Here is a 13,088-nt window from a genome sequence, read left to right on the forward strand (position 1 = left end):
CAAAGTGTGAGTTGTACGCAAAAATGAGTAATTAAGATAAATATTTTTTAATGAAATGTTGTGATTCCCGTATGCAAGCGTTAATCGCGCACTTATAATCGGCGGCCACTGTACAGGGGTCGGCATAATTTTGTAGTAAAGGAACCGTTCGCCAGCCAAGTTTATATCCTTATTTAGGGTAGTTAGCGGGGCGGGTTCCACGTCCGGTCAATATTAGAAATTCAATAGAGGTTATCATGGCTTTAGAACGTACTTTCTCCATCATCAAACCCAATGCTGTTATCAATAACGACATTGGTGCTATTTATGCGCGTTTTGAAAGTGCTGGTTTCGAAATCATTGCTGCAAAAATGCTGCGCCTGACCAAAGAACAAGCAGAAGGTTTTTACGCAGAACATAAAGGCCGCCCGTTCTTCGATGGTTTGGTTGAATTTATGACCTCTGGCCCAATTATGGTACAAGTTCTGGAAGGTGAGAATGCCGTTCAGCGCCACCGTGATATCATGGGGGCAACTAATCCAGCTAACGCACTAGCAGGCACTCTGCGTGCTGACTTTGCCGACAGTTTTACCGCTAACGCAGTACACGGTTCTGATGCGGTTGAATCAGCTCAGCGTGAAATTGCCTATTTCTTCGCTGCGGATGAGATTATTTCTCGTCGCTAATGAGTTGATTCTGTGTAGAAATGGCCAGGATTTAATCAACTGAAACAATAAAGTTGCCCGGACGCCTTTCCAATCATGGAATCCATGCTCTAAAATTCGTACAATGCCGCGCCCCGGTGGAGACATCTCTCCCGGGGCGCTCTATTATTTATTTATCGCCGTTTCGAAAGCCTATCCGGTTTAACACGCAGCGCCGTAAAGTGTAACAACGAGGCCACGACAACTCATGTCTGAACAATTATTAACTTCATCAGCACCAATTGATGCTGTCCCTACGCCAGACAACGCGCCCGCCATTGCCGCGCCCGTCACTGGCAAAATTAATTTGCTCGACTTAAATCGCCAGCAAATGCGCCAATTCTTTGCTGAAATGGGCGAGAAGCCTTTCCGTGCAGATCAGGTCATGAAGTGGATATATCACTATTGCTTTGATGATTTCGAGCAAATGACCGACATTAATAAAGTGCTACGCGCCAAATTGCAGCGGGTAGCAGAAATCCGTGCACCGGAAGTGACTGAAGAGCAGCGATCAACGGATGGCACCATTAAATGGGCCATCAAAGTGGGTGATCAGCAAGTTGAAACCGTCTATATCCCAGAAGGCGACCGCGCAACGCTGTGTGTGTCATCTCAGGTAGGCTGCGCACTGGAGTGTAAATTCTGCTCCACGGCACAACAGGGCTTTAACCGTAACCTGCGGGTATCGGAAATCATCGGTCAGGTATGGCGTGCGGCCAAAATTATCGGCGCAGTAAAAGCCACCGGTATCCGCCCAATCACCAATGTGGTGATGATGGGGATGGGTGAACCTTTGCTCAATCTGAATAACGTGGTGCCGGCCATGGATATCATGATGGATGACTTTGGTTTCGGCTTATCTAAACGCCGTGTGACCTTGTCTACTTCCGGCGTGGTTCCGGCGTTGGACAAGCTGGGTGATATGATTGATGTGGCGTTGGCTATCTCATTGCACGCGCCGACCGATGATATCCGCGATGAAATCGTGCCAATCAATCGTAAATACAATATTGAAACCTTCCTGGCTGCGGTACGGCGTTATTTGGATAAATCCAAAGCCAATGGTGGGCGGGTTACCGTCGAATACGTTATGCTGGATCACATCAATGACAGCGTGGAACAAGCTCATCAACTGGCGGAATGTCTGAAAGACACACCATGTAAGATTAACTTGATCCCATGGAACCCGTTCCCTGGCGCACCTTATGGCCGTAGTTCAAACAGCCGGGTGGATCGTTTTTCTAAGGTATTGATGGAATATGGTTTTACCACCATTGTTCGTAAAACGCGTGGTGACGATATAGATGCTGCATGTGGGCAGTTAGCGGGTGAGGTGATTGACCGCACCAAGCGTACCTTGAAAAAGAAAATGGCCGGTGAACCTATCGCTATTAAGACAGTCTGATTGAAAGTATTGATTTGTTCTATATAACTAATTGTTATTTAACTTATAATTTGTTAGATGCTCAATACTGAAAAAGCTATACCCTAAATAATTCAAGTCGTGAGTATTGCGAACGTGCATGACGCTTGAGGTATGACAGGTATCTTCACATATAAGGACAATTGAGAAAGCATGAAGCTGACAAGACTGTGGAGAGTTTGCCTGATTGTGACCGTATTGGCTGGTTGTTCCGGTTCATCGCCGGAAAAGGTTAGCCAACCCGCCGCCGGGCAGACGCGTTTACAACTGGGTTTAGAGTATTTGGCGCAGGGTGATCTTAATGCCGCGCGGCAGAATCTTGAGAAGGCTGTAGAGGCTGATCCACAGGATTATCGCGCTCAATTGGGTATGGCGTTTTACGAACAACGTATCGGTGAAAACAGTGCCGCAGAGCAGCGTTATCAGCAAGCGATGAAACTGGCACCTGGAAATGGCACGGTACTGAATAATTACGGTGCGTTTCTGTGTGGTTTAGGGCAGTATGTACCGGCCCAACAACAGTTTAGCGCAGCAGCGCTGCTGCCCGATTACGGTCAGGTGGCAGATAGTCTGGAAAACGCTGGATATTGCTTTTTACGGGCCAATCAAAATGACCAGGCTCGGATACTGTTGAGTCGGGCATTGAAGTATGATCCTGATAAAGGTGAGCCGCTGCTTGCAGAAGCTCAAAGGCATTTTGGAGAAGGGAATCGCGCTCAGGCGCAACTATTACTGGATGTTTACCAACATACACTTCCGGCCAGTGCTGAAAGTTTATGGTTACAAATTCGTTTCGCCGCGCTAGCAGGCCGTCAAGATAGTGTTCAACGCTATGGCAAGCAGCTTGCGCGAAGTTTTCCACAATCCAAACAGTACCAGCATTTTCTAGCTAATGAATACTGAAGCCTCCCAAGATCAAACAGTTCCAGAGACGACAGGTGTGCGCCTGCGTCAAGCCCGCGAAGCTCTAGGGCTAACTCAGCAGACGGTTGCAGAACGTCTGTGTCTGAAGGTATCCACAATCCGTGATCTTGAGGAGGATAAAGCGCAAGCTAATCTCGCCTCAACATTCCACCGTGGTTACATTCGTTCTTACGCCAAATTGGTTCACCTCCCTGAAGATGAACTGTTACCCATGTTGGAAAAACAAGCACCAATCAGGGCAACAAAAGTGGCCCCAATGCAAAGTTTTTCATTGGGGAAAAAGCATAAAAAACGTGATGGCTGGTTGATGAGTTTCACCTGGCTTATTGTGTTGGTTGTGCTGGGGTTGACAGGAGCATGGTGGTGGCAAAATCATCAGGCGCAGCAAGCAGAGATAGCCACTATGGCTGATCAATCCTCTGCCCAGCTGTTGCAAAATGGCGGGCAATCTGTGCCGCTGTCTGATGAGAATAGCGATCCTAACGCGCCGACCGATACCCAGGCTCCGATTGCGAATAGTCAGCCTGCCTCTACACCTACGGCAAGTGGTACTGCACCGGTAACAAACAGTACAGCACCTGTGGATACGGTAAATAACCGTGTCGAGACAGCAACTAATCAGGGAGCGACTCCGGCGGAGTCTGTGGTCGTTTCCCCGAGTCAGGCAGTTGTGCCTGATGCTTCTACCGCGCAATCACCACTACCTACAGCAGACGCTGGGGTAAATGGTGCGGCATCATCTGTGGGTTCATTGGTAATGAACTTCAAAGCTGATTGCTGGTTACAGGTTGTTGATGCGAGTGGAAAAACATTGTTTAGCGGTATCCAAAAAGGAGGCGCGACCCTCAACCTATCGGGGAAATCCCCTTATAAACTGACTATCGGTGCACCTGGTGCGCTGACAATCACATATCAGGGTAATCCGGTTGATTTGAGTAAGTTTATTAAGGCTAATCGCGTAGCCCGCCTGACTGTCGGTGTAGAGTAATATTGTGGTTTTGACAAACTATGTTGTGGTTCAGCTAAACCGCCACTGTAGTTTTGAAAAACTGCTTTGTTGTATAAACTACACGACTGTAAAGGAGAGTGTGTAATGCATAACGAACCCCCAATTATCCGACGTAAATCTACCCGGATTTACGTCGGTAAAGTGCCAATTGGTGATGGTGCGCCGATTGCAGTGCAATCGATGACCAATACTAAAACCACGGATGTTGCTGCGACTGTTGCCCAAATCGTAGCATTGCAACGTGTTGGTGTGGATATCGTGCGAGTCTCAGTACCCACCATGGAAGCGGCTGAGGCGTTTAAATTAATCAAGCAGCATAAAGACGTCATTGTGCCGCTGGTTGCCGATATTCATTTTGACTACCGTATCGCCCTGAAAGTGGCTGAGTACGGTGTTGATTGCTTGCGTATTAACCCCGGTAATATTGGCAACGAAGCCCGTATCCGAGACGTGGTTGCTAGCGCTCGCCACTACAACATCCCTATCCGTATCGGTATCAATGGTGGATCGCTGGAGAAAGATATTCAGGAGAAATACGGTGAACCTACGCCGGAAGCCCTGCTTGAATCCGCGATGCGGCATGTCGACATTCTTGACCGCCTCAATTTTGATCAGTTTAAAGTCAGTGTTAAAGCCTCAGATGTTTTCCTGGCGGTAAACTCCTATCGTTTGTTAGCCAAAAAAATCGACCAACCTTTGCATTTGGGTATTACCGAAGCGGGTGGTGCGCGCAGTGGTTCAGTTAAATCTGCCATTGGATTAGGTTTGTTGCTGTCTGAAGGTATTGGCGATACGTTGCGTATCTCGCTGGCGGCTGATCCGGTTGAAGAAGTCAAAGTCGGTTTCGATATTCTTAAATCTTTGCGTATCCGTGCCCGTGGGATTAACTTTATCGCTTGCCCAACATGCTCGCGCCAAGAGTTTGACGTTATCGGTACTGTGAATGCTTTAGAACAGCGGTTAGAAGATCTGATTACACCTATGGATGTCTCTATCATCGGTTGTGTGGTCAATGGCCCGGGTGAGGCTTTAGTGTCGACTATCGGTGTGACCGGTGCTCATAACAAAAGCGGTTTCTACGAAGATGGTGTTCGTCAAAAAGAACGCTTTGATAACAAAAATATGATTGACCAGTTGGAAGCCAAAATTCGGGCTAAAGCATCAATGCTTGATGCTAATAATCGGATTGTTATCAATCAATTGGATGATGAATAAACATCGTTGGTCATGGGTTGTCGGTCAGCACAAAAGCGGGTTTTAGCCCGCTTTACATTGCGCCTGTAGGGGTAACAAGTTGTCATCATTGAATATATGGGTGGCAAGCCTCTATAATCGGCTTTATTTTTTGCACCATGCCCAAAGTAATTAGAGTGGCTGCGAACGGCGCTGCTGCTTCAAGTAAATAGGGTATAAAACTACAGAGAACAGACGTGGCAAAGAACATTCAAGCCATCCGTGGTATGAACGACTACCTGCCAGCCGATACGGCAGTATGGCAGCGCATTGAAAGTATCTTGAAGCAAGTACTTGCAGGCTACGGTTATAGCGAAATTCGCATGCCGATTGTAGAGCAGACCCCGTTATTCAAGCGCGCGATCGGTGAAGTCACCGACGTGGTTGAAAAAGAGATGTATACCTTTGATGATCGCAATGGCGAAAGTCTGACACTGCGTCCTGAGGGAACCGCAGGGTGTGTACGTGCAGGTATTGAACATGGTCTGCTGTACAATCAGGAACAGCGTCTGTGGTACATCGGTCCGATGTTCCGCTATGAGCGCCCACAGAAAGGCCGCTATCGTCAATTCCATCAGTTGGGTGCGGAAGTTTTCGGTCTGCAAGGGCCGGATATTGATGCCGAATTAATTTTGCTGACTGCCCGGTGGTGGCGTGCTTTAGGTATCTCAGAGCATGTGCAACTTGAACTGAACTCCATTGGATCATTGGATGCGCGTGCTGATTACCGTGAAGCGCTGGTGACTTTCCTCGAGCAACACGTTGAGGTACTGGACGAAGATTGTAAGCGCCGGATGTACAGTAATCCGCTGAGAGTGCTGGACTCCAAAAATCCCGATGTTCAATTGCTGCTAAATGATGCGCCTAAGCTATCTGAATATCTGGATGAAGAGTCAAAACAACATTTTGCAGGTCTGTGTGAACTTTTAGACCAGGCCAGCATCCCATATACCGTCAATGAGCGTTTAGTTCGTGGTTTAGATTATTATAACCGTACGGTATTTGAGTGGGTCACCAATAGCTTGGGCGCCCAGGGCACTGTGTGTGCCGGTGGGCGTTACGACGGTTTGGTTGAACAACTCGGTGGGCGTGCAACGCCTGCGGTTGGTTTTGCCATGGGCCTTGAGCGTTTGGTTCTGTTAGTGCAGGCCGTAAATGCTGACTTCCAGGTACCAGCGACAGTAGATGTTTATGTCATTTCGTCTGGTCAGGATACGCAAAGTGCTGCAATGCTACTTGCTGAGAACCTGCGTGATGCCATGCCAACGCTGAAATTAATGACCAATTACGGCGGTGGTAATGTCAAAAAGCAATTTACCCGCGCTGATAAGTGGGGTGCCCGTGTTGCATTAATGCTTGGCGAAAGCGAAGTAGCAGCACAGCAAGTGGTCGTAAAAGATTTGCGAAATGGTGAACAAGAAACGCTGGCGCAAGCGGATGTTGCTGCGCGTCTGGCTTTGATGTTGGGTTAAGGAGAGAGACACCGTGGAAGTCTATACCACTGAAAATGACCAGGTTGATGCAGTGCGCCGTTTCTTTAGTGAGAATGGTAAAGCGCTGGCCGTGGGTGTGGTGCTCGGGATTGGTGCATTAGTGGGTTGGCGTTACTGGCAGAGTCATCAGAACACTGTCTTGACGGAAGCCTCCTCTGCCTATCAGCAAGCCAGTGATGCTTTGTCAGCTAACAGTGCTGATGGTGTTGCTCTTGCTGAAAAATTTGTTCAGGGCAATAGCAATAACTACGGCGTACTGGCCGGGTTAGAGCTGGCTCATCACTTTGTTGAGCTAAATGAGTTTGATAAAGCGGCGCAACAACTCACTCAGGCGCTGGGTCAGACCAAAGATGAAAATCTGTTGTCACTGATTAATTTGCGTCTTGCACGTCTGCAATTGCAATTGAAGAAACCAGACGACGCATTGAAAACGCTGGATGCGGTGCAGGGTGATGGTTGGACTGCGATGGCTCAGGATGTCCGTGGCGATGCGCTATTGAGTAAAGGTGATACCGCAGGTGCGCGAGCTGCTTACAGCAAAGGCGTCGAATCAAATGCTTCTCAGGCGCTGCAAGCTTTGCTGCGCATGAAATTGAATAATTTGTCCAGCTAAGGGGTATTCCCATGCAATTGCGTAAAACACTCTTAGTAGGACTGGTATCTGTTGCCCTATTGAGCGGTTGTTCACTGTTTAACAGTGAAGAAGATGTGGTTACCATGTCACCACTGCCAAAAATTGAGAATCAATTCACACCAACTAAAGTGTGGAGTACCTCAGTAGGTGGTGGTGTCGGTGATTATTACTCCCATTTGCGCCCAGCCTGGCAGGGGACGACTGTCTTTGCCGCCGACCGTAAAGGCTTGGTGAAAGCCATGGACGCCGACAGCGGTAAGCAAATCTGGCAAACCGATTTGTCTGAAAAAACCAACTTCCTTTCCAGCAACCGTTCTGCAATGTTATCTGGTGGCGTCACTGCATCAGGTGCCCATGTGTATGTCGGCAGCGAGAAAGCGGTAGTTTATGCGCTTAATTCCGATGATGGTCAGGTTGCATGGCAGACCGTGGTGGCGGGTGAAGCATTATCTCGTCCGGTTGTCAGCGATGGGGTGGTACTGATCCATACATCAAATGGCATGCTGCAAGCACTGAATGAATCAGACGGTGCGATTAAGTGGACATTAAACCTCGATACACCAGCGCTGTCTCTGCGCGGTGAATCTGCACCAGCAGTCGCATTCGGTGCAGCGATTGTCGGTGGTGACAATGGCCGCGTCAGTGCGGTAATGATGGAACAGGGCCAGTTGATCTGGCAACAGCGTATTTCCCAAGTGACAGGTACCACTGAAATTGACCGCCTGAACGACGTTGATACCACGCCTGTGGTTGTTGATGGTGTGGTTTATGCTTTGGCATACAATGGTAACTTGACTGCATTAGATCTGCGTTCCGGCCAGATCCTGTGGAAGCGTGAAATGGGATCAGTGAATGACATCATTGTCGACGCGGGTCGCATTTATCTGGTCGATCAAAATGACCGAATTGTTGCGCTGAAAACAGATGGCGGTATAACCCTTTGGAGTCAAAGCGATTTATTACATCGTAACTTGACAGCTCCTGTGATGTATAATGGGTATCTGGTTGTAGGTGATGCCGAAGGTTATCTGCACTGGGTGAATACCGATGATGGCCGTTTTGTAGCTCAACAGAGCGTAGACAGCTCCGGCTTCCTGAGTGCGCCAGTGGTTGCCAGCGATAAGTTGCTGGTTCAGGCGAGAGGCGGCACGGTATACGCGTTCACCCGTTAATCCTGATTTAGTGCCTGTTTAACAGGCCAATAATAGGTCAATACCCAAAGTTATTGGTGTTGCAGCAAGGCAGCAAACGAATGAACCCTAATGAACTGATACCGTCAGTTATTCGGGTTAGTGAATGCCGCTAATATCGCAGCAACGTTCAAAACGCAGGGTTTTAAGCGGCTCCTGAGATTCAGGGGCCGTTTGTCTTCTAAAAACTGCGCTGTTGCAGGTTTGGTACAGCGCTGTAATGATTTGAAAATTAAGTAATGAGGCTTCAACAATGATACCTGTCATCGCGCTGGTCGGGCGCCCGAATGTGGGTAAATCCACTCTATTTAACCGTTTAACGCACACCCGTGATGCGTTAGTTGCGGACTTTCCCGGGCTAACGCGTGACCGTAAATATGGTCGTGCCGAGGTCGAGGGGCATGAGTTTATTGTTATCGATACCGGAGGTATTGATGGCACAGAAGATGGCGTAGAAACCAAGATGGCAGGTCAATCGTTATTGGCGATTGAAGAGGCCGATATTGTCCTGTTTATGGTTGATGCCCGTGCAGGCTTGATGCCTGCGGATCAGGGGATTGCCCAGCATCTGCGCAGTCGTGAAAAAGCGACTTTCCTGGTTGCCAACAAAACTGATGGTATTGATCCAGATACTGCTACAGCAGATTTCTATTCATTGGGCTTAGGTGAAGTTCATGCTATCGCGGCGTCCCATGGTCGTGGTGTGACTCAGTTGATTGAAGATGTTATGGCACCTTATATGGATGCTGTAGAGTCTGAAGTTGAATTGACCGATGAAGAAGCGAATGCGGCTTATTGGGCCGCACAGGAAGCTGAGGACGACGCTGTTCCTGAAGATGACGCAGAAGATGATTTTGACCCACGGACTCTGCCAATCAAACTGGCAATTGTCGGGCGTCCTAATGTAGGTAAGTCCACACTAACCAACCGCATTCTCGGTGAAGATCGGGTGGTGGTTTATGATATGCCGGGCACCACGCGTGACAGCATTTATATTCCTATGACCCGCGATGAGCGTGAATATATCCTGATTGATACTGCGGGTGTGCGTAAACGCGGCAAAATCACCGAAACGGTGGAAAAATTCTCAGTAATTAAAACCTTGCAGGCAATCGAAGATTCCAATGTTGTACTGTTGGTTATTGATGCTCGTGATGGTATTTCGGATCAGGACCTGTCGCTGTTGGGCTTTATTCTCAATAGTGGGCGCTCACTTGTTATTGCGGTGAACAAATGGGATGGCATGACAGAAGAAGCGCGTGCGCAGGTTAAAGATATGCTGGATCTGCGTCTTGGTTTTGTCGATTTTGCGCGGATTCACTTTATCTCAGCCTTACATGGCAGTGGCGTGGGTAATCTGTTTGAATCTATTCAAGAAGCCTATGACTGCTCAACCAAACGTGTGGGCACTTCCTTACTGACCCGCATTATGCAGATGGCCGAAGAAGACCATCAGCCTCCTTTGGTGCGTGGCCGTCGCGTCAAATTGAAGTATGCCCATGCTGGGGGTTACAACCCGCCGATTGTCGTAATCCACGGCAACCAGGTTACTGACCTGTCGGATTCGTATAAACGCTACCTAATGAATTACTTCCGTCGTTCACTAAAAGTAATGGGTACGCCAATTCGCATCCAGTTTAAAGAGGGCGAGAACCCATTCGCGGGTAAGCGCAATCCATTAACACCAAATCAGATGCGTAAACGTAAACGTTTGATGTCGCACCTGAAAAAAGGTAAGTAGTAACAGCAAAGCGCGGGCATTCCGCGCTTTTTGCACATTTAACGACCGCCGTCAGTAAAACGCAGCTTTGGCCGCTTAACCGTAAACAAAGGGAGTTGAAAGTCAGTCATGTCTTGGGAAACCTGGAGTTTTGCATTTAGTGTTACGATGCCTAACTTGCTGATGATGTTACTCGGTGTGCTGTTACGGCGCTTTGGCTTGATGGATGATCGTTTCTGCGATGGTGCCACCAAGCTGGTCTTCAATCTCGCCCTCCCTTGTCTGCTGTTTTTTAGTGTCGCGACCAATCATGTCAGCTTATTGGATAACCTACCCTTGGTTGTTTATGGCGCTATTGGTACGTTGGTGACCTTCTTGCTGTTGGAAGTCGCCGCCAAGTGGTTGGTAAAAGACCCAAAAGAGCGTGGTGTATTCGTGCAGGGAGGGTTCAGAGCCAATACCGCTATCGTGGGGTTGGCTTTTGCCATGACGGCATATGGTGCCGAAGGGGTGGCACTCGGCTCGATGTATCTGACGGTGACAGTGATTTTATTTAATATGCTGTCGGTGATCACCCTGACTCGCAGTCTGCAAGCTGGGCAGGGCGGCAAAATCAGTAAATTGGCACTGTTACGCAGTATTGTGACTAATCCGCTGATAATTGGGCTACTGTGCGGTTTACTCTACGCACAAACGCAATTACCTCTTCCTCAGGTGATTGTCCAGACGGGGAGTTATATCTCTGCTTTGGCATTACCATTGGCTCTGTTGTGCACCGGAGCGAGCCTCGACTGGCACGCGATGTTCCGTTCTTCCAATGTGGCAGCGTTATCTTCAACAGCTAAATTATTTGTGGTGCCAATATTGATGACCGTTGGTGGCTTGTTGATGGGCTTTCGTGGGGCGACATTAGGGATTATATTTCTGTTCTCTGCCACCCCAACGGCGGCTGGCAGTTATGTTATGACCCGCGCCATGGGAGGCAATGCCACCCTGGCGGCGAATATCATTGCCATCACCACGGTCGGTTCATTCTTTACCACCGCGCTGGGGATTTACTTCCTACGATCGCTCGGGGTGATGTAGTTTTTAAGGAGAAGTCGATGGATGCATTATGCCCGGTTTGCCAAAAACTGATGACCGAAGTAAGTGGCCACTTTCATTGCTCTAATTGCCATGGCAACTATCAGCAACAGGCAGAGTGCCCTGATTGCGTCAAACCGTTGCAGGTACTGAAGGCGTGTGGCGCGATTGATTATTTCTGCCAGCACGGTCACGGACTCATTTCGAAAAGCCGCGTTCACTTTAGTTACTTGCCGACGATTTGACTGGCAGCAATTGAGCCAGGCGGCGTTACTCTTTTGCCGCTTTCCGTTGACGAGCCTTCTTCGCCACATTGATTTGGGTGATTTCACTTTCTACCCAACCGTCCTGCAATCGGGTGGTCAGCTTATCACCAGCCTGCACCTGCTTAGTGGTTTTCAGCACTACCCCAGCCGGAGTCTGCGTGACACTGTAGCCACGGGCCAAGGTTGCTAATGGGCTGACGGCCTCTAACTGCGAGCAGGCGATACCAAAACGCTGCCGGTAACCATTAAGCTGGCGCTCTAATGCCTGGCGCAAACGGTATTCCTGCTGCTGTACTTGTTGGCTGTAACGGTGAATTTGCCCTTGCGGTTGCACTTGCGCGAGGCGCTGCTGGAGCCTTTCGGTGCGCCGGCTTAACCAGCGGATTTGGTTTTGCGCGCTCTCTTCCAGACGGCGTTGCAGCTTTAATAACAGGGTCTGCTGACGTGCCAGTCGCAAATGTGGGTGTTGTTGCTGTAAACGGTGTTCAAGGCGGGTGAATTGCTGGCCGCGCTGTGCCAGATAATAATCCATCGCCATTTCCATCCGCTGCTGCTGTCCTTGAATTTGCCTGACCAGCTCAATCTGGTTACGGCTCACTAATTCTGCGGCAGCAGACGGTGTTGGCGCCCGCAAGTCAGCAACAAAATCAGCAATAGTGATGTCGGTTTCATGGCCGACTGCACTGACTATTGGGATGTGGCTATTGAAAATAGCGCGGGCGACCCGTTCGTCGTTAAAACTCCACAGGTCTTCCAGCGACCCGCCGCCGCGCCCGACGATTAATATATCGCACTCGGCACGTAGGTTAGCTAACTGAATGGCACGGACTATCTGCAATGGAGCATCAACGCCTTGCACTGCTGTTGGGTAAATAATTACTGGCAATGATGGGTCACGGCGTTGCAAAACCTGTAGAACATCATGCAGCGCCGCACCACTGGCAGAGGTGATGACGCCAACTTGCCTGGCAGGACTTGGCAACGGTTGTTTATGATGCTGATCAAATAGCCCTTCTGTCGCCAGTTGTTGCTTGAGTTGATCAAACTGTTGTTGCAGCAATCCGTCACCGGCAGGCTGCATGCTTTCCGCAATTAACTGATAATCGCCACGCGGCTCGTACAGGGTAATCGATGCCCTAACCAACACTTGTTGACCATTTTGTGGGCGAAACGTAGTACGGCGGTTAGTGTTGCGAAACATCGCGCAACGCACCTGCGCTTGGGCGTCTTTTAGGGTGAAATACCAGTGACCGGATGACGGTTGGGAGAAATTGGATATCTCGGCCGTGAGCCAAATCTGGCCCATTTCCATTTCCAGCAGTTGTCGCACCGTCTGATTAAGACGGCTAACAGTAAAAATTGTTGATGCGGAAGATTGTGACATGTGACCTGGATCAAATTTTAAAACAAGCACTTAATTGATCGATATT

At 49.0% G+C, this 13,088-nt stretch carries 13 protein-coding genes; 11 read left to right on the forward strand and 2 right to left on the reverse strand.

Annotated elements, in window-relative coordinates:
• The first annotated feature begins 236 nt into the window (after window positions 1–236).
• Entirely contained in the window at window positions 237–665 is a 429-nt protein-coding gene (locus A6J66_022625) for a nucleoside-diphosphate kinase (GenBank protein ID PNM26696.1), read from the forward strand.
• Here the strand turns inward: A6J66_022625 and A6J66_022630 are convergent.
• Window positions 606–791, reverse strand: coding sequence for a hypothetical protein (locus tag A6J66_022630; protein PNM26697.1), 186 nt, complete (start codon window positions 789–791; stop codon window positions 606–608). The two genes, A6J66_022625 and A6J66_022630, sit on opposite strands and share 60 nt — an antisense overlap.
• A 100-nt stretch (window positions 792–891) precedes the next feature.
• Here A6J66_022630 and A6J66_022635 point away from each other — a divergent pair, with 100 nt between their 5' ends.
• From A6J66_022635 to A6J66_022680, 10 genes are all read left to right on the forward strand, one after another.
• Complete coding sequence (locus A6J66_022635; protein ID PNM26698.1) at window positions 892–2,088, forward strand: bifunctional tRNA (adenosine(37)-C2)-methyltransferase TrmG/ribosomal RNA large subunit methyltransferase RlmN; 1,197 nt, start codon at window positions 892–894, stop codon at window positions 2,086–2,088.
• A gap of 171 nt (window positions 2,089–2,259) precedes the next feature.
• Entirely contained in the window at window positions 2,260–3,009 is a 750-nt protein-coding gene (locus A6J66_022640; protein ID PNM26699.1) for a type IV pilus biogenesis/stability protein PilW, read from the forward strand.
• Window positions 2,999–4,018, forward strand: a complete 1,020-nt coding sequence (locus tag A6J66_022645; GenBank protein ID PNM26700.1) for a cytoskeleton protein RodZ — start codon at window positions 2,999–3,001, stop codon at window positions 4,016–4,018. Before A6J66_022640 ends, A6J66_022645 begins: the two co-directional genes overlap by 11 nt.
• A gap of 105 nt (window positions 4,019–4,123) precedes the next feature.
• Window positions 4,124–5,254: a flavodoxin-dependent (E)-4-hydroxy-3-methylbut-2-enyl-diphosphate synthase gene (locus tag A6J66_022650; GenBank protein PNM26701.1), complete on the forward strand. Its 1,131-nt coding sequence runs from the start codon at window positions 4,124–4,126 to the stop codon at window positions 5,252–5,254.
• Window positions 5,255–5,469: 215 nt separating this feature from the next.
• A complete protein-coding gene (locus A6J66_022655; protein ID PNM26702.1) occupies window positions 5,470–6,744 on the forward strand; it encodes a histidine--tRNA ligase in 1,275 nt (424 codons plus the stop codon).
• 13 nt (window positions 6,745–6,757) lie between these two features.
• Window positions 6,758–7,378, forward strand: a complete 621-nt coding sequence (locus tag A6J66_022660; GenBank protein ID PNM26703.1) for a hypothetical protein — start codon at window positions 6,758–6,760, stop codon at window positions 7,376–7,378.
• Window positions 7,379–7,389: 11 nt separating this feature from the next.
• Window positions 7,390–8,571: an outer membrane protein assembly factor BamB gene (locus A6J66_022665; GenBank protein ID PNM26704.1), complete on the forward strand. Its 1,182-nt coding sequence runs from the start codon at window positions 7,390–7,392 to the stop codon at window positions 8,569–8,571.
• A 271-nt stretch (window positions 8,572–8,842) separates the two neighbouring features.
• Entirely contained in the window at window positions 8,843–10,330 is a 1,488-nt protein-coding gene (der, locus tag A6J66_022670) for a ribosome biogenesis GTPase Der (GenBank protein PNM26705.1), read from the forward strand.
• A gap of 108 nt (window positions 10,331–10,438) precedes the next feature.
• Window positions 10,439–11,395, forward strand: coding sequence for an AEC family transporter (locus A6J66_022675; protein ID PNM26706.1), 957 nt, complete (start codon window positions 10,439–10,441; stop codon window positions 11,393–11,395).
• Window positions 11,396–11,412: 17 nt separating this feature from the next.
• Window positions 11,413–11,637: a primosomal protein N' (replication factor Y) - superfamily II helicase gene (locus A6J66_022680; protein PNM26707.1), complete on the forward strand. Its 225-nt coding sequence runs from the start codon at window positions 11,413–11,415 to the stop codon at window positions 11,635–11,637.
• 25 nt (window positions 11,638–11,662) lie between these two features.
• On the opposite strand, the gene A6J66_022685 is transcribed toward A6J66_022680, so the two are convergent.
• Window positions 11,663–13,042, reverse strand: coding sequence for an exodeoxyribonuclease VII large subunit (locus A6J66_022685; GenBank protein PNM26708.1), 1,380 nt, complete (start codon window positions 13,040–13,042; stop codon window positions 11,663–11,665).
• Window positions 13,043–13,088: the final 46 nt, after the last annotated feature.

Source organism: Yersinia enterocolitica, from assembly GCA_002082245.2.
GTDB lineage: Bacteria > Pseudomonadota > Gammaproteobacteria > Enterobacterales > Enterobacteriaceae > Yersinia > Yersinia enterocolitica_E.

Coding starts and splice junctions, on each gene's coding strand:
- A6J66_022625 (PNM26696.1), top strand. CDS start 237: ATGGCTTTAGAACGTACTTTCTCCATCATCAAACCCAATGCTGTTATC.
- A6J66_022630 (PNM26697.1), bottom strand. CDS start 791: ATGTCTCCACCGGGGCGCGGCATTGTACGAATTTTAGAGCATGGATTC.
- A6J66_022635 (PNM26698.1), top strand. CDS start 892: ATGTCTGAACAATTATTAACTTCATCAGCACCAATTGATGCTGTCCCT.
- A6J66_022640 (PNM26699.1), top strand. CDS start 2,260: ATGAAGCTGACAAGACTGTGGAGAGTTTGCCTGATTGTGACCGTATTG.
- A6J66_022645 (PNM26700.1), top strand. CDS start 2,999: ATGAATACTGAAGCCTCCCAAGATCAAACAGTTCCAGAGACGACAGGT.
- A6J66_022650 (PNM26701.1), top strand. CDS start 4,124: ATGCATAACGAACCCCCAATTATCCGACGTAAATCTACCCGGATTTAC.
- A6J66_022665 (PNM26704.1), top strand. CDS start 7,390: ATGCAATTGCGTAAAACACTCTTAGTAGGACTGGTATCTGTTGCCCTA.
- der (PNM26705.1), top strand. CDS start 8,843: ATGATACCTGTCATCGCGCTGGTCGGGCGCCCGAATGTGGGTAAATCC.
- A6J66_022675 (PNM26706.1), top strand. CDS start 10,439: ATGTCTTGGGAAACCTGGAGTTTTGCATTTAGTGTTACGATGCCTAAC.
- A6J66_022680 (PNM26707.1), top strand. CDS start 11,413: ATGGATGCATTATGCCCGGTTTGCCAAAAACTGATGACCGAAGTAAGT.
- A6J66_022685 (PNM26708.1), bottom strand. CDS start 13,042: ATGTCACAATCTTCCGCATCAACAATTTTTACTGTTAGCCGTCTTAAT.